Raw genomic sequence first — 16834 nt, forward strand, 5'->3', positions numbered from 1 at the left:
GCGGGTTTACCGTCGTATCAGCGGCCACGCCCAGTCGGAACCACGTTCACGCGAGGTTCCGACTGCGGAGTAGTCGGCAACCACCCGATCCGGACGCACCAGCACCGCACTTGCCCGGTGGCGGTCCATCCACGAGGACAGCGCCCGCCCGTAATCATCTTCTCCGACAAGCACTTCCGATGCTCCGAGCGCAGCGGCAAGTTTCCTCACACGCCCGTCTACGTCGCCTCGGAACACGAGAGCGAATCCAGCACCGAGGCGGTCGTCGTCGAAGGGGCGAGGTTGCGGAACCATCAATCCCACCGGATGCCGTCGCAGTACCGGGCGGGCGGCGGACAGACCACGCGCGAGCCTGGGAGAAATCGATTTCATCGCCGGACCCGAGAACCCGGGTATGCGGCACACCGTCGACAGAATTCGCGCACGCACCTCGGCGACGACGCCCTTTCCCCCTGCCATGATCCACCCGATTGCCACTGCGGCCCGGATTACCTGAGTGACGTGCGGCTTCCGCTCTTGCTGGTAGCTGTCGAGTATCGAGCGGTGCGCCGTTTTGTCCAGCACCGCCGCCAGTTTCCAGGCAATGTTCGCGGCGTCGCGCAGTCCGGCCCCGAGTCCCTGACCGATGAACGGCGGGGTCAGGTGCGCCGCGTCGCCCAACAGGTAGACACCGTCACTACCCCAGTCGTCGGCCACCGCTGCCCGAAACGTGTAGCCGACGCGGCGCAGAACCTCGGCACTCCCCCACGGGACGTCGTGGAACCACGGTTCGAGTAACGCCTGTATCGATGCGTCCGAGGAGAGTTCGTCGACATTCTCACCCGGGTTGACTCGGAACTCCCACCGGTATCGGTCCGGACCGATCTGCATGAACGTCGAGGGACGTACCGGGTCACACACCTGGTGAACGCCGGGCCAGAGTTCCAGCGACTGTCCACACCTGACGTCGACTACCAGCCACGGCTCTTCGAAATGCAGATTTGCCATCTTCGCGTCGAGGAACTCGCGGACCCCGCTGTTCGCCCCGTCGCAGCCCAGAACGAAATCCGCCGTCACAACGGTTCTTTCCGTGGAGTCCCGTTTCGTGAGAACGGCTTCGACGATCGCACGGTCACCGTCTCGAACTCGACGAAGCTCGCCGACGCTCGTCCCGCTGACCAACCTGGCCGCCGGGTATCGTGCCAGGTTCTTTCTGAGCAGGAACTCGAGGTCTGGCTGGTCGAACATGTTCGCCTGTGGCCAGCCGTGTGTTCCGACGCCGTCGCGTCGCAGTTCCAGGAGCGTGGCGAGGTTCGCATCCACCAACCGCATCCCCTTCGCGGGAGTGCTGACCGAGTCGAATTCCTCTGCTACTCCTAGATTCTGGAGAATCCGGTAGACCTCGTCGTCGAGGTGTACCGCGCGTGGCAGCGCGAACATGTCGTGATGACGTTCGACGATCAAGGTCTCGATGCCACGCCGAGCCAGCAGGGTCGCGACGGACATGCCGGTGGGACCGGCACCGACTACGAGGACAGGAACATGTGTGGCGTGCGTTCGCACCGAGACTCCAGAGTTCGACGTACAGAATCTCGATCATCTGTCTGCGAACACGCCGAGTCAAGGGCTTCGTGGTCGCCGACGGCCGGGCCGATCGATCCGCCTACGCGGCAGCCGGCTTGCGAACGAAGAACGCCGCGAGCACCGACAGTAGCGAAAGCACTGCTGCACAGAGGAATGCGACGTGGATACCGGCGCGGCTCGCATCGATCTCGCCACTGCCGTCCACGATGCGGGACGCGGCGGTGTTCGCCATCACGGTCACGAACAATGCGGCTCCCGCTGCGCCCGCCAGTTGCTGCACGGTGCTGAAGATCGCACTTCCGTGGGAATAGAGGTCTTTGGGAAGTGATCCGAGTGACGACGTCATCAGCGGAGTCATCACCAGTGCGAGACCGACCATCAACAGCGCATGAATCCCCACTACCATCGGCAACGGGAAGTCCCCGTCCAGAAGCGTCATCAACCACAACGCCGCACTGACCACCACCGTGCCGGGTATCACCAACGGACGCGGGCCGATCCGGTCGAAGGCCCACCCGACGATCGGCGACATCACACCCATCGCCAAACCACCGGGCAGCAGCATCAATCCCGTTGTCAGTGTGTCCAACCCGCGAACGTTCTGCAGGTAGATCGGCAGCAGGATGATCGCGCCGAACATCGCCATCATGCTGATTGCCTGCAACCCGAGACCGACGCTGAAGGTCGGCGTGGTGAACGGACGGAGGTCGAGCAGGGCCCGGCCCTGCGCCTGCCGTGACACCTGACGGGTCACGAACAGCACCAACGCCGCACCGCCGACGACGAGCGGCACCCATACCGGGACACTCGAGTCTTCGGACGAGTGCCCGATGCTGCTCAGTCCGTACACGATCCCGCCGAACGCCAGGGCCGACAGAATTACCGACAGCACGTCCAACGGAACGCGCTTGATGGCGGTGACGTTCTTGACCAGGCCCGCGCCGATCGCGAACGTGACCAGCGCGATGGGCAGGACGATCCAGAACATCCATCGCCAGTCCAGCGCGTTGAGGATGACACCGGAGAGGGTGGGTCCGACTGCGGGCGCGACGGCGATGACGATCGAGATGACACCCATCATGCGGCCACGCTTGTGGGTCGGCACCAGACTGAGCACGGTGGTCATGAGGAGCGGAATCATGATCGCGGTTCCGCACGCTTGGATCACTCGCCCGACCAAGAGCAATTCGAAGCCAGGCGCCGAGGCGGCGAGCAGCGTTCCAGCGCTGAAGAGCGTCATGGACGCGGTGAACACCTGCCGAAGGGTGAACCGCTGGAAGAGGTAACCCGTGATCGGAATGACCACTGCCATGGTGAGCAGGAAGCCCGTGGTCAACCACTGCGCCGTGGTGGCGGTGATGTCCAGGTCGGTCATCAACCGTGGCAGCGCGACACTCATGACGGTCTCGTTGAGGATCATCACGAAGGCCGCGACGACCAGCACTCCGATCAGCAGCTTGCCGGCCGGCGTCAACTCGTCGTCGGCGACAGGTCCGGTGTGGACCTCGATGTCTTGCGTCTGCATGTGAGTCTTTCTCTGCGAGGGTCCCCGGACTGCGATTCACTGTCGCCATGACAGCTTCAACCATGGTGATAGTGACTGTCAATTTGATTTCTGCTGGTAACTTGGCCGCTGTGACGGAAGATACGTGCAATGGGTGAACCATCGGTGCCGGGCAACAGCGCCAAGGCAGTCCCCGACCTACGGGAGCGACGCCGTCTCGATACTCGGCGTGAGATCACCGCAGCGGCCCTCGATCTGTTCGAGGACCGCGGCACCGCCGCAACCACCGTCGAGGAAATCGCCCGTCGTGCAGGGGTATCCCAGAGCACCTTCTTTCGCTGCTTCGCCACCAAGGAGGAATCGGTCCTCGGCACCGACGCCGAGTTCGAATCCGCTGTTGCCACCTGGCTGGAATCCACAGCCCCCGAGGACATCACCCTGAGCGGTGTCGAAAAGATCTACGAGCGTTCCGTCGAGCGTGTGGCCTGCGCCACCGACGAGGACATCGAGCGTGTACTGCGGATACGACGCCTGATCATCGCCGATTCCCACCTCTGCACGGTGGCCGTGGCCGCCGACTCGGTGACGCTCGCCAGAGTCACCGACATCGTGGCCCGAGCGCTGGCGGGCACCCGACCACGTTCCTACGCGCGCCTACTGGTCGAAAGCGCGGGCATGACCATGCGTGTCGCGTTCGACACCTGGGCCGAGCGAGTCGACAGCGGTCAGGAGGACGCCGATCTGGCCGAGATCTACCGGGCAACACGGGATCAGCTTCGCCACGTCACCTCCCGTCCGTCCGATGCGCGGCAGTGACCGGTCGTCCATGTCCGCCCTGGGCGCCGTGAACATGTCGTCGTAGTACAGCGCCGCCCGAGCCGAATCGTCGACATCGACCGAAAGGCCGTCGACCGAAAGACCGGGGTCCATAGCCTGATCGCCGTGCACAACGACGAATTTCCTTTCGACGCCGAGGATCTTCACCTGCATCCGTCCGACGGGGACGAGTCGACCGGATACTCGCCGCCCTGGGGTAGCCGGATCGCCGGCGCGAAGCCGGATCGCCGGCGCGATGCGCTCGACTTGGTGCGGATTCTCGACTTCCGACTCGCAATCCTGGGTTCGATCGACTGATCCGATGCAACCGATCGTGTGATGCCCTCGCTTCCCGACGTCTACGATCGGCACATGGAGCGCTACGTGAGACAGGAACCGGTCCCGGACGGATCTCGGCTTGTCCTGACAAGAACACGCTCCCGGCTCGAACGTCTACAGGCCGCGCTGCGGTGCCTGCATCCCGGCAACTTGTTACGCGACCGGAAAGCAAGTGAGTACTCCTCGCTCACTCCCCGCCACCCCGACGGTTCTCGCACCGAGATCATGCCGTTCAACGGAAGCGGCCACGGCAGATGAACGACGACTCGGCCGGTGCCGCGCCCTGATACCGACCTGCCGAGGAACACGGCCGATGTACGCGGGCCACGTAGCAGCACCACATACCGCCGAGTTCGACGCCACCGGTGTGATCCGGAAGCCACGACGCCGCGGCCGCGAGTGCCATACCGGCGGGCCGAAGCGACACGCGGATCACACCCAGCGCGACGACCGTACATCGAAAAGCCCCGATCCGTATCGCGATACGGATCGGGGCATTCGGCGGTCAGTGCCGCGGAGCCTGCGTGTCAGTTCAGTTCGGCCAAGAAACGATTGACGTTTTCGGCGATCTCCTTCGACCTGGTGTGATGCAGGTAGTGATCCCCGTCGAGGAGGATCAGCTCACCGTGCTCGACCGAGGCCGCCTGCGCTTCGTGCAGCGGCGTCCAACCTTCGACATCGGAGTTCGTCACGGCGAACAGCAGGATGGGCAGATCCGCCGGGAAGGTCTTGCCGATCGACGCCGCGAAGTTCGTGGAGAGATGGTCCATCTCGTTGAGGTACGTGTCGCCGAAGTTGTTCTTCGCGACCAGTCGGCGCAGTTCGTCCTGCGCCCCTTCATCGAGCGAGGTGTCCGTACCGTCGTTGCCCTCGAGCATTGCCAGCTGGTCGGAGAAACCCAACTTCTTTGCAACTCTGAAGAGTTCGATCGGGAACTTGATGTCCATGTTCGGCTGTCCCGGAACGCTGCTGTCGATCCCGACGAAGGCGGTGACCTCGTCGCGGTACTTCGCGGTGTAGTCCAGCGCGTAGATGCCTGCGACCGAATGGCCCATCAGGACGTATTTCTCGATACCGAGCGACTGCACGGCGGCGTGCACCTCCTCGACGATGTTCTCGGTCGTGCGATCCTTGTCGGTACCGTCGCTGTATCCGTAACCGAACGGTTCGACGGTGACCACCCGGAAGTTGGGTACGAGTTCGTCGACCAGCGGCTTGAAATCGATTATCGGTGCGGACGTCCCGAACCCGGGAAGCAACACGATGGTCTGATCACCGTCACCACGAATCTCGACGTGCATGTTCTTTCCGTCGACGGATACGAACCTTCCACCGCCCTCGCCGTCGAGGACCTGCCCACTGCTGGGGACCTCCGCCTTGGCGGAACCGATGTTGAACCCCAACGCCACAGAGACAAGCGCAACCAGAACAACGGTCACCGCAGTGAGCGCTGTCAGCGGTATGGATCGAACCTTCTTCATTTTCATCCTCATCTTGATCGTTGCCACAGCCGCCGGGCGACCGGCCCTGAGACCATCCGCGGCGTACTCCCTCCCCCCCGACACAGGCAGCACCCCAGGTCGAGATGCGTCGCCCGACGCCTTCTGGCACGGCGGTTCGCAAGTACGACGACCGCGTTCGGTCGTCCGGCCCAGGTGTCCGTCCCCGCTCGCGGTCTACGTCGAGAGTGGATCCTCGGACGTGGGTCGGGCACTACCCGGCAGTCCGCGTCGAAGTAGCGCCTTGCGCTACGGGCCCTGTCGTTTCTCCGACGTCGAGTCCGCTACACCGCACGTGCGAAGGGAGCGAACGTGGAGACGACGAAGCCATCTGATGATCATCTCGAGATCTCGCGGCCGCGTTCTGGTCGATAGACACCGAACCGGTGTCCGAAAGTGGTGAGATCCGACGAGTCCGATGTCACGACGTAGCGCAACGGCTCTCAGCGGCTCAGCACAAAGTACTTGTGGGCGGCATGTGGTGAAAAGACGGAATTCTGCACGCAGCGCAGACGCAAAAAAGCCCTGAAATGCACTGAGATGCATTTCAGGGCCCAATTTCTCGGTGGGCGCGGAGGGTTTCGAACCCCCGACCGCTGGTGTGTAAAACCAGAGCTCTACCACTGAGCTACACGCCCGAACTCCCGGTGAGAACCTCACCGGGAGCGCTCTAAGACTCTAGCGCGGCGAGCGCGTTTGCCCAAAGCGCCTGGTCACGGGCCTCACCGGGGCCGTTCATTTCGGCGAAACGGACGATGCCGTCTTTGTCGATCACGAAGGTGCCCCGATTGGCGAAGCCCAATTTGTCGTTGAAGACGCCGTACTGCTGTGCGACTTCGCCGTGCGGCCAGAAGTCGGACAGCAGCGGAAAGGTGTAGCCCTGCTCGGCAGACCAGATCTTGTGGGTCGGCGACGCACCCACGGAGATGGCGAGTATTGCGGTGTCGTCGTTCTCGAACTTGGGGAGCTCGTCACGTACCTTGCACAGCTCTCCCTGACACGTTCCTGTGAAGGCCAAGGGATAGAAGACCAGCAGGACGTTTTTCTTGCCCTGGAAGTCCACGAGGGACACGTCCTGGTTGTTCTGATCCTTGAGGGTGAATTCAGGTGCCTTGGCACCAACTTCGAGCGGCATTGTCATCCTTGACTGAAATGGCTCATCGGACGGTCGGTGTGAGCCGAACGTCCGATGAGCGACAACGTGATGGGGCGAACTGAAATCAGCGCTTGTTCACCGGACGAGACTTCGGTTGAACGAGCCGGCTTCCCGACCAGTCGCCGAGATTGGCAGCCGAGGTCTGGGTCAGTCCGGCTGTAGGTGCCGATTCTGCGATCTCGCTGGGCTCGACGTGTCCGTCGAGACCGGTCTTGGGGGTGAGTACCCAGACGAAGCCATCGTCGGCCAGCGGCCCGATCGCATCCATCAAGGCATCGACCAGGTCACCGTCTTCGTCGCGCCACCACAGCAGCACGACGTCGATGACCTCGTCGGAATCCTCGTCGAGCATCTCCCCGCCGATGGTTTCCTCAACCGCGGCACGAATGCCGTCGTCGGTATCCTCATCCCAGCCCAGTTCCTGTACCACCATGTCGGTGGTGATTCCGAGTTTCTGAGCGTAGTTCTGGGCATCCGCCGCGGCGACCACGGTGGGGTCCTCCTTTTGTTGATGGTGTGCGGCGACCCCGCACACCTACCGTTTGACGTTCGATTAGGGAAAGCGAACATGGTCTGAGCCGTTAGCGCAAGCCGACCACGCCGAAATTTTCGGACTTTTAGCCACCCGGTCTTCGTCTTGGCGCAGAATCGACAAGATACCTGCAGGTCACAGTGTTTCGCATTCGTCCCAGATCGAGTCACGAAGAGAATTATTGGTGTCGGTGATCGAGTTGATTTCGGTGGCGGAGTGATCGCGTTCGATCACACGAGCCGAGGCAGTCATGCTGACGGACAGGTCGGTGAACAAACCGGCGAGTGTCGCCGGAAGATCCCCGGAGACCGATTCCAACCACGCTGCCATCTCGTGGGCAGACGCTGCGGCGGCGCGGCCCTTGGCCGCCTCGTCTCCGGTTCCGTTGTTCCCCGCGTCGATGTAGTCGTTGAAGACGGCGACATCCTTCTTCGATCTGCCGCCCACCTCTTCACAGAGGGACAGCGCTCGCTCCCGGGCGCCCGCGGCCGCTTTCGACGATGACGCGGCAGCCGCCGACGAGGTCACTTCGGCCGCGTAGGCGACGGCTTGGTCATGGTTGACCACAGGCGTTCCGGACACCGATCTCGAACAGCTTGCAATGACCACCACGCCGACGACGATCGCACCGATTCCGACGACGAGTCCACCAGGTGGACACCGCGTCGAGTTGATTTGGTTACTTATTTCGCCACCCCCGAAAGCCTGAGAACCCGGCCCAGACGCCTGTGACTACGGCGAACCATCTCGGCCGCCCCTAATCGGGAAAGAGACTACCCGAGAGTAACCAGAGGCGAGGTGCGCCGGGCCGACCGAGATGGGGAAAGATGAGGTACGCGCCATATTCATCATGGAAGTGCGTCGGGCCTAACAAGGCTTCGATCACCTGCCGAGGACGCCCCACCGCGCGTCCCGAACCCCAATGAGGAGCACACGTTGTCTGACCTGATCCAGGGTCCAGCATCCGGGCCTGACGCCGAATCCGGCGATCCCCGGGTGACCGGGTCGCCGTCGCCGAACTCGGCGGCGGGAACCGATGGGCGCGTTCGCGTCATTCGGGAGGGTGTCGCGTCGTATCTGCCGGATATAGATCCGGACGAGACCACCGAATGGCTGGAGTCCTTCGACGGTCTGCTGGATCGATCCGGTCCCACCCGCGCCCGCTACCTGATGCTGCGGATGCTCGAACGCGCAGGCGAGAAGCATGTTGCGCTGCCTGCACTGACGTCGACCGACTACGTCAACACCATTCCCACCGAAAACGAGCCGTGGTTCCCCGGTGACGAAGAAGTCGAGCGCCGCTACCGTGCCTGGATCCGCTGGAATGCGGCCATCATGGTGCATCGCGCGCAGCGACCGGGCGTCGGAGTCGGCGGCCACATCTCGACGTACGCGTCCTCCGCCGCTCTGTACGAAGTCGGTTTCAACCACTTCTTCCGCGGAAAGGATCATCCCGGCGGCGGAGACCACATCTTCATCCAGGGTCACGCCTCCCCCGGCATCTACGCCCGAGCCTTCCTCGAAGGCCGAATCCCGGCAGAACAACTGGACGGTTTCCGTCAGGAGAAGTCGCACGCCGAGGACGGCGGCGCGCTGCCGTCGTACCCGCACCCGCGCCTGATGCCGGACTTCTGGGAGTTCCCGACGGTCTCGATGGGTCTCGGCCCGATGAACGCCATCTACCAGGCACGGTTCAACCACTACCTGAACGATCGCGGCATCAAGGACACCTCCGACCAGCACGTGTGGGCGTTCCTCGGCGACGGCGAGATGGACGAGCCGGAGTCGCGTGGTCTCGCACACGTCGCGGCTACCGAAGGCCTCGACAATCTGACGTTCGTCGTCAACTGCAACCTGCAGCGCCTCGACGGCCCGGTGCGCGGTAACGGCAAGATCATCCAGGAGCTCGAGTCGTTCTTCCGCGGTGCGGGCTGGAACGTCATCAAGGTCGTGTGGGGCCGCGAGTGGGACACCCTGCTGCACGCCGACCGCGACGGTGCCCTGGTCAACCTGATGAACACCACGCCGGACGGCGATTTCCAGACCTACAAGGCCAACGACGGCGCTTTCGTGCGCGATCACTTCTTCGGCCGCGATCCGCGGACGAAGGAACTGGTCAAGGATCTGACCGACGCGGAGATCTGGAACCTCAAGCGTGGCGGTCACGACTACCGCAAGATCCACGCCGCCTACGCGGCGGCGATGGCGCACAAGGGGCAGCCGACGGTCATCCTCGCGCACACGATCAAGGGCTACACCCTCGGTAAGCACTTCGAGGGCCGCAATGCCACGCACCAGATGAAGAAGCTCACGCTCGACGATCTGAAGGCGTTCCGCGATATCCAGCGCATCCCGATCTCCGACGCCGAACTCGAGAAGGACCCCTACCTTCCCCCGTACTACCATCCCGGTGCCGACGCTCCGGAGATCAAGTACATGCTCGACCGTCGCAAGGCGCTCGGCGGTTTCCTGCCGTCGCGCAACACCGACGTCGCACCACTGAAGCTGCCCGAGGACAAGACGTACGACGTCATCCGCAAGGGTTCGGGCAAGCAGGAGGTCGCCACCACCATGGCGATCGTGCGCATCCTCAAGGAACTTCTCCGTGACAAGGAGATCGGCAAGCGCATCGTGCCGATCATCCCGGACGAGGCTCGCACGTTCGGTATGGACTCGTGGTTCCCGTCGCTGAAGATCTACAACCGCAACGGACAGTTGTACACGTCCGTCGACGCCGATCTGATGCTCGCGTACAAGGAGAGCCCGGTCGGGCAGATCCTGCACGAGGGCATCAACGAGGCCGGTTCGACGTCCTCGTTCACCGCTGTCGGCACCTCGTACGCGACACACGGTCAGCCGATGATCCCGCTGTACATCTTCTACTCGATGTTCGGTTTCCAGCGCACCGGTGACGGCCTGTGGGCTGCAGCGGACCAGATGGCTCGTGGATTCGTCCTCGGCGCCACCGCCGGCCGCACCACCCTCACCGGTGAGGGACTTCAGCACGCAGACGGTCACTCGCTGCTGCTCGCGTCGACCAACCCGGCTGCGGTCACCTACGACGCGGCGTTCTCCTACGAGTTGGCGCACATCGTCAAGGACGGCCTGCGTCGCATGTACGGCGGCACCGAAGGTGTCGACGGTTTCGGTGGCGAGAACATCTTTTACTACCTCACCATCTACAACGAGCCGTACGTGCAGCCCGCCGAGCCTGCCGGGCTCGACGTCGAGGGACTGCTCAAGGGCATCTACCTGTACCAGCCCAGCACTGTCGCCGGTCCGAAGGCCCAGATCCTGGTCTCCGGTGTGGCGATGCCCGAGGGTCTACGTGCACAGAAGCTCCTCGCCGAGGAGTGGGGCGTGTCCGCAGACGTCTGGTCGGTCACCTCGTGGGGCGAACTCCGCCGCGAAGGCGTCGAATGCGAGCGGCAGGCACTGCTCAACCCGGGTCAGGATGCTCCGGTTCCGTACGTGACCACCGCGCTTTCGGCAGCAGAAGGTCCTGTCGTCGCGGCGTCCGACTGGATGCGTGCCGTCTCGGATCAGATCCGCCAGTGGGTTCCGGGTGACTACACCACTCTCGGAACGGACGGCTTCGGATTCTCCGACACCCGCACCGCGGCCCGCCGATTCTTCAACGTCGACGCCGAGTCCATCGCTGTCGCCGTGTTGATCGGTCTCGCGAAGGAAGGTTCGATCGAGCGGAGCACTGCCGTCGAGGCGGCCACTCGTTACCGAATCGACGACGTCTCCGCTGCACCGGAGCAGACCGGAGACACCGGCAGCGCTTAGTGTCACCTGCTGCCACCGATGACCTGCGCCCACTGCCGCCGAGTGTCGACCCGACATTCGGCCAGGCGGTGGGCGTAGGTTTTTCTCATGCCCGAACCTGATTCCGATGCTCCCGCTGCCGGGCAACCACCCCGCTCCCCGTCGGTCGGTCTGCGGGCAGTGCTCGCACAGCGTAAACCGGTCCGCGATCCCCTTCCGGAGGCGCTGTTACGGCGGGTGAAACAGTTCTCCGGGCGACTGTCCACCGAGGCGGTGACGGTCATGGAGGAACAGCTTCCGTTCTTCGACACCTTGGATGCGTCCCAGCGGGCCGATGTCCAACTGCTGGTGCAGACGTCGATCGTCAATTTCCTCGAGTGGCTTCGCAAACTCGATTCGGAGGACAATTTCGGCTTCGAATCGTTTCCGGTCATCCCACAGGACCTGGCGAGACAACTGACTTTGCGGCAAACCGTCGACATGGTCCGGGTGGCCATGGAGTTCGTCGAGAAGTGGTTGCCCGCGCTGGCTCGAAACGATCAGCAACTCGTCGCGTTGACGGAGGCTGTTCTGAGATACGGCCGCGAACTCGGTTTCGCGGCTGCCTCGGTGTACGCGAGCGCGGCCGAGTCTCGCGGCGCTTTGGATACTCGGCTCGAAGCCCTCGTCGTCGACGCCGTCGTCCGCGGCGACACCGGATCGGACATGCTTTCTCGCGCAGCGACCTTGAACTGGGACGCGACCGCACCGGCGACGGTCATCGTCGGATCGCCGCCGCCGGACGAGCGGGTGTCGGTGGGTGCCACCGTCCACGCGACCGCAACTGCCCACGGTCGGGCGATTCTCGCGGTGGTGCAGGGCCCACGCTTGGTGATGATCGTCAGCGGCGAGCTGGCAACCACAACCGAGGGCAGCCCGTTCGTCGAGGCGCTGATGAAGAGTTTCGCCGACGAACCAGTGGTGATCGGTCCTACGACGCCATCGCTGAGCGCCGCCCATGTCAGTGCGACGGAGGCGTTGGCCGGCATCCAGGCCGTCGCGGGTTGGCGTGGCGCTCCCCGGCCGGTGCACGCGTCCGAACTCCTACCCGAACGCGCGCTGCTCGGCGACGACGCTGCCGTGGATTCTCTGCACACGCATCTGGTCGAGCCGCTGGCGGAATCCGGGTCGGCTCTGACGGACACTTTGGACACGTATCTCGACTCTGGAGGTGCGGTTGAGACTTGCGCACGCCTTCTGTTTGTTCATCCAAATACGGTCCGCTACCGCTTGAAGAGAATTGCAGAAATCACCGGGCGTGATCCTACGAATCCCCGGGATGCGTATGTGCTGCGCATCGCAGCCACTCTGGGCAGATTAGCTCAGATCAGCAAGAAGTTGGACGCTCCGTTCACATGAGTCACAGTTCTTTCATCCCGAGAGACGGGTGTGTAACTTTTCGGCGTCCATTTTCGATGTGCCGGCGCGACGTGGGAATTTGTAGGAACCCTACAAAGCAATGAGGCAGAGTTCATGCCGCTCGACATCTCGTATCAGGAGCGCGCAGGTGTTCTCTTAGTAAGTGATTTCGTTGCTCGCCCCCGGACAGGGCTCCCAGACTTCAGGCATGCTCACCTCATGGCTGGCACTACCCGGCGCGGGCGCTCGACTGGCTCAGTGGTCGGACGCCTCCGGGCTCGATCTCGAACGGCTCGGCACCACCGCCACGGCGGAGGAAATCACCGACACCGCGATCACACAGCCCCTGGTGGTTGCCGCGGCACTACTGGCATTCGAGGAAATCCACAGGCGTGGTCTACTCGGCGCCGATACCGTGATTGCCGGGCATTCCGTGGGAGAACTTGCCGCGGCCGCCGCCGCCGGAGTCATCTCGGCCGACACTGCCGTTGCCTTGGCGGCAGTTCGTGGCGCTCAGATGGCCAAGGCCTGCGCCCTGGAACCAACGGGAATGTCAGCAGTTCTCGGTGGGGACGAAGACGTTGTTCTCGCGCGCCTGGAAGAACTCGGCCTCGAGGCTGCAAACCGCAACGCGGCCGGGCAGATCGTGGCGGCCGGTCTTCTCAGCGCGCTCGCCGAACTCGCAGCCGATCCGCCGGAGAAAGCGCGGGTGCGAGCACTCCCGGTCGCCGGCGCGTTCCACACCCGCTACATGGCGCCCGCTCAAGACGCCGTCGCTGCTGCAGCTGCCCAGATCACCCCGTCCGACCCCACTCTGACCCTGCTGTCCAACGCGGACGGAAAGCCGGTCGAATCAGGATCGGATGCACTCACCAAGCTTGCCGCTCAGGTCACTCGACCTGTCCGGTGGGATCTCTGTTCTGCGTATCTACGCACCGCCGAGGTATCCGCAGTGGTCGAACTCCCCCCTGCCGGCGCACTCGTCGGCATCGCAAAGCGCGAATTGCGTGGCACACCGACGCTCGCGCTCAAGAACCCGGAGGATCTCTCCGCACTGTCCGAGTTGCTGAACTAGCTCGGACACACCGACCCGCTCAGCGCCCCTATGCTGAGCAGGTTTGCTCGTCCCACCTCAATCGATCAAGAAGGGAGCCACACCAGTGGCCCACACTCAGGAAGAAATCATCGCGGAACTCGGCCAGATCGTGGAGGAGGTCACCGGTATCGAGCCTTCCGAGGTCACCGTCGACAAGTCCTTCGTCGACGACCTCGATATCGATTCCCTGTCCATGGTCGAGATCGCGGTCCAGACCGAAGACAAGTACGGCGTGAAGGTTCCGGACGAGGATCTCGCCGGCCTGCGCACCGTCGGCGACATTGTCGCCTACATCCAGAAGCTCGAAGCCGAAGGCGCCGAAGCCAAGAACGCAGAGTGAGCCGACCGTGACTTCCGCTTCTACCCGCAAAGGGAAATTCCCCGACATCGTCGTCACGAGCCTCGCGACGTCGACCTCGGTGGCTGGTGATGTGGATGGCACGTGGAAGGCCCTGCTCGCCGGCGAAAGCGGCATCGGATTCCTCGATGATCCGTTCATCGACGAGTTCGACCTTCCGATTCGCATCGGCGGGCATTTGAAAGTATCCCCCGACGAGGGTTTGTCCCGGGTCGAGATCCGGCGGATGAGTTGGGTTGAGCGGCTTGCTCTTTCCCTGGGCCGGACGGTGTGGAACAACGCCGGTAGTCCCGAGGTGGATCAGGATCGACTGGGAGTGGTCATCGGCACCGGACTCGGTGGCGGTGACACTCTCATCGACGCTGTCGACAAACTTCGAAACGGCGGCTACCGCAAGGTATCTCCGTTCTCGGTGCAAATGGTGATGCCCAACGGTCCGGCTGCCACAGTCGGACTCGAACTCGGCGCTCGCGGTGGAGTCATCACACCGGTGTCTGCCTGTTCGTCAGGTTCGGAGGCAATCGCGCACGCACACCGCATGTTGGTCATGGGTGATGTGGACATGGTGGTTGCCGGTGGCGTCGAGAGTTTCATCGATGCAGTTCCGATCGCCAGCTTCGCGATGATGCGTGCGATGAGTACGAACAACGACAACCCGGCGATGGCATCTCGTCCGTTCGACAAGGACCGCGACGGGTTCGTCTTCGGTGAGGCAGGCGCACTGATGATCCTCGAAACCGAGGAGCACGCCAAGGCCCGCGGAGCGACGATCCACGCGCGTCTGCTCGGGTCAGGCATCACCTCGGACGGGTACCACATCGTGGCACCTCATCCCGAGGGCCTGGGCGCGGCGCGAGCCATGACCAGAGCGATCGAGATGGCCGGACTCACCAAGTCCGACATCAAACACATCAACGCCCACGCCACCGCGACGCCGATCGGCGACATCGCGGAGGCCAAGGCCATCAACGCCGCGGTCGGCAATCATGCTGCGGTGTACGGACCGAAATCGGCTCTCGGCCATTCGATCGGCGCCGTCGGGGCGCTGGAGTCCGTACTGACGGTTCTGGCTCTACGTGATGGAATCATTCCGGCAACCCTCAACGTGGACAGCCAGGATCCAGAGATCGATCTCGATGTCGTCAAGGGTGAACCCCGGACCGGCAATTTCGATTTCGCACTGAACAACTCGTTCGGTTTCGGCGGACACAATGTCGCGCTGGCGTTCGGTCGGGCGTAAGCCGCACCGCCGCCGTGCACATCTGTCCACCGGTGCCGTTGCCATCGCGCAGCGGCACCGGCGGGCCCGCCGATCTCCCACTCCGCAAGGCTTGCACTGAAGGAGGACGCGATGACCATCTTGGCCCCCGTGACTACGTCCGAAACCTCGACCGACCCTCGCGATCCACTTGTTCGCCTGGAGCGCTTGTTCGATCCGGGAACAACCGTCGCACTTCATCCTCGAGACAAGTCCGGTGTGCTGGCCGCTGTCGGCAACATCGACGGAGTCCGCACTTTCGCCTACTGCTCGGACGCCACCGTGATGGGCGGCGCAATGGGAGTCGACGGCTGTCGACATCTCGTCCAGGCCATCGACATCGCCATCGAGGAACAGACGCCGATTGTCGGGCTGTGGCACTCTGGTGGCGCGCGTCTGGCCGAAGGTGTCGAGGCTTTGCACGCCGTCGGCCTTGTCTTCGAGGCGATGGTCCGCGCGTCAGGTCGCATCCCCCAGATTTCTGTTGTTCTCGGTTTCGCCGCAGGTGGCGCAGCGTACGGCCCGGCTCTGACCGACGTGGTCATCATGGCTCCGGAGGGCCGGGTGTTCGTCACCGGCCCCGACGTGGTGCGCAGTGTCACCGGCGAACAGGTCGACATGGCCTCGCTCGGTGGCCCGGACACGCACAGCAAGAAGTCCGGGGTCGCCCACATCGCGGCTCTCGACGAAGCCGATGCACTGCGTCGCGCCCGTCGGCTCGTCTCGATGCTGTGCGAGCAGGGCGAATTCGACCAGCGGGCCGCCGAACTCGGCGATACCGACCTTCGGGCACTGATGCCGGAGTCGGCAAGACGCGCGTACGACGTGCGCCCGATCGTTCACGAGATCCTCGACAATGTCGAGGGTGAGTCGAGTTTCGAAGAGCTGCAGGCAAACTACGCTCGCAGCATCGTCACCGGATTCGGGCGCATGGCCGGTCGGACGGTCGGTGTCATCGCGAACAATCCTCTGCGACTGGGCGGTTGCCTCAACTCCGAAAGCGCGGAGAAGGCAGCCAGATTCGTTCGGCTCAGCAATGCTTTCGGTGTTCCCCTCGTCGTGATCGTCGATGTTCCCGGTTATCTTCCCGGCGTGTCGATGGAATGGGAAGGCGTTGTCCGGCGCGGCGCGAAACTTCTTCACGCATTCGCCGAGGCAACAGTTCCTCGCGTGACGGTGGTGACGCGAAAGATCTACGGCGGCGCCTACATCGCCATGAACTCACGAGCTCTGGGCGCCACGGCCGTCTTCGCCTGGCCGGATTCCCAAGTGGCCGTGATGGGCGCGAAGGCAGCAGTGGGCATTCTGCACAAGCGGGCCCTCGCCGCGGCTCCCGACGAGGAACGTGAAGAACTGCACGAGCGGCTGGCGATCGAACACGAGGCGATCGCAGGCGGCGTCGACAGAGCAGTGGAAATCGGCGTGGTCGACGAAGAAATCGACCCGGCCAAGACCCGCAGCGTCGTCGTTGCTGCCCTCGCGGCGGCGCCGTCGGTTCGTGGCCGGCACAAGAATATTCCGCTGTAGCCTCATGAGGTGATTTC

The 16834-nt window shown here is 63.4% G+C and carries 15 protein-coding genes and 1 tRNA gene; 9 read left to right on the top strand and 7 right to left on the bottom strand.

The window, feature by feature from the left end; all coding sequences use genetic code 11:
- Positions 1–6: 6 nt before the first annotated feature.
- A complete protein-coding gene (locus tag ABH922_RS12830) occupies positions 7–1542 on the bottom strand; it encodes a bifunctional 3-(3-hydroxy-phenyl)propionate/3-hydroxycinnamic acid hydroxylase (RefSeq protein ID WP_424807281.1) in 1536 nt (511 codons plus the stop codon).
- Between the two features lie 100 nt (positions 1543–1642).
- Positions 1643–3088 (bottom strand): DHA2 family efflux MFS transporter permease subunit, encoded by a 1446-nt coding sequence (locus ABH922_RS12835; RefSeq protein WP_424807282.1) that lies wholly within the window; start codon positions 3086–3088, stop codon positions 1643–1645.
- Between the two features lie 129 nt (positions 3089–3217).
- Between ABH922_RS12835 and ABH922_RS12840 the strand changes: the two genes are divergently transcribed.
- The 3 genes from ABH922_RS12840 (at position 3218) to ABH922_RS12850 (ending at position 4480) form a co-directional block, all read left to right on the top strand.
- Positions 3218–3883, top strand: a complete 666-nt coding sequence (locus ABH922_RS12840; RefSeq protein ID WP_424807283.1) for a helix-turn-helix domain-containing protein — start codon at positions 3218–3220, stop codon at positions 3881–3883.
- Positions 3884–4009: 126 nt separating this feature from the next.
- Positions 4010–4201, top strand: coding sequence for a hypothetical protein (locus ABH922_RS12845; protein ID WP_424807284.1), 192 nt, complete (start codon positions 4010–4012; stop codon positions 4199–4201).
- 54 nt (positions 4202–4255) lie between these two features.
- On the top strand, positions 4256–4480 hold the full coding sequence (locus tag ABH922_RS12850; protein ID WP_424807285.1) for a hypothetical protein: 225 nt from the start codon (positions 4256–4258) through the stop codon (positions 4478–4480).
- Between the two features lie 269 nt (positions 4481–4749).
- On the opposite strand, the gene ABH922_RS12855 is transcribed toward ABH922_RS12850, so the two are convergent.
- The 5 genes from ABH922_RS12855 to ABH922_RS12875 all read right to left on the bottom strand — a co-directional run bounded on the left by ABH922_RS12855 (position 4750) and on the right by ABH922_RS12875 (position 7976).
- Positions 4750–5703: an alpha/beta fold hydrolase gene (locus ABH922_RS12855; protein ID WP_424807286.1), complete on the bottom strand. Its 954-nt coding sequence runs from the start codon at positions 5701–5703 to the stop codon at positions 4750–4752.
- A gap of 584 nt (positions 5704–6287) precedes the next feature.
- A tRNA-Val gene (locus ABH922_RS12860) sits at positions 6288–6359 on the bottom strand.
- A gap of 32 nt (positions 6360–6391) precedes the next feature.
- Positions 6392–6856: a peroxiredoxin gene (locus ABH922_RS12865; RefSeq protein WP_424807287.1), complete on the bottom strand. Its 465-nt coding sequence runs from the start codon at positions 6854–6856 to the stop codon at positions 6392–6394.
- An 85-nt stretch (positions 6857–6941) separates the two neighbouring features.
- The gene (locus ABH922_RS12870; RefSeq protein WP_424807288.1) at positions 6942–7367 is read right to left on the bottom strand and encodes a DUF3052 domain-containing protein; all 426 of its coding nucleotides are present in this window, start codon (positions 7365–7367) and stop codon (positions 6942–6944) included.
- Between the two features lie 177 nt (positions 7368–7544).
- A complete protein-coding gene (locus ABH922_RS12875; protein ID WP_424807289.1) occupies positions 7545–7976 on the bottom strand; it encodes a hypothetical protein in 432 nt (143 codons plus the stop codon).
- Between the two features lie 369 nt (positions 7977–8345).
- On the opposite strand from ABH922_RS12875, the gene aceE reads away from it, so the two are divergent.
- The 6 genes from aceE (at position 8346) to ABH922_RS12905 (ending at position 16817) form a co-directional block, all read left to right on the top strand.
- Complete coding sequence (gene aceE, locus ABH922_RS12880; RefSeq protein WP_424807290.1) at positions 8346–11201, top strand: pyruvate dehydrogenase (acetyl-transferring), homodimeric type; 2856 nt, start codon at positions 8346–8348, stop codon at positions 11199–11201.
- Positions 11202–11288: 87 nt separating this feature from the next.
- Positions 11289–12578, top strand: coding sequence for a PucR family transcriptional regulator (locus tag ABH922_RS12885; RefSeq protein ID WP_424807291.1), 1290 nt, complete (start codon positions 11289–11291; stop codon positions 12576–12578).
- Between the two features lie 163 nt (positions 12579–12741).
- Complete coding sequence (locus tag ABH922_RS12890; RefSeq protein ID WP_424807292.1) at positions 12742–13653, top strand: ACP S-malonyltransferase; 912 nt, start codon at positions 12742–12744, stop codon at positions 13651–13653.
- A gap of 85 nt (positions 13654–13738) precedes the next feature.
- On the top strand, positions 13739–14014 hold the full coding sequence (acpM, locus tag ABH922_RS12895) for a meromycolate extension acyl carrier protein AcpM (RefSeq protein ID WP_003941649.1): 276 nt from the start codon (positions 13739–13741) through the stop codon (positions 14012–14014).
- Between the two features lie 7 nt (positions 14015–14021).
- Complete coding sequence (locus ABH922_RS12900; RefSeq protein WP_424807293.1) at positions 14022–15272, top strand: KasA/KasB family beta-ketoacyl-ACP synthase; 1251 nt, start codon at positions 14022–14024, stop codon at positions 15270–15272.
- Between the two features lie 111 nt (positions 15273–15383).
- Positions 15384–16817 carry an acyl-CoA carboxylase subunit beta gene (locus ABH922_RS12905; RefSeq protein ID WP_424807294.1) on the top strand — a complete coding sequence of 478 codons (1434 nt, stop codon included), beginning with the start codon at positions 15384–15386 and terminating at the stop codon, positions 16815–16817.
- Positions 16818–16834: the final 17 nt, after the last annotated feature.

Origin of the sequence: Rhodococcus sp. 27YEA15 (assembly GCF_049739425.1) — a bacterium.
Lineage (GTDB): Bacteria > Actinomycetota > Actinomycetes > Mycobacteriales > Mycobacteriaceae > Rhodococcus_F.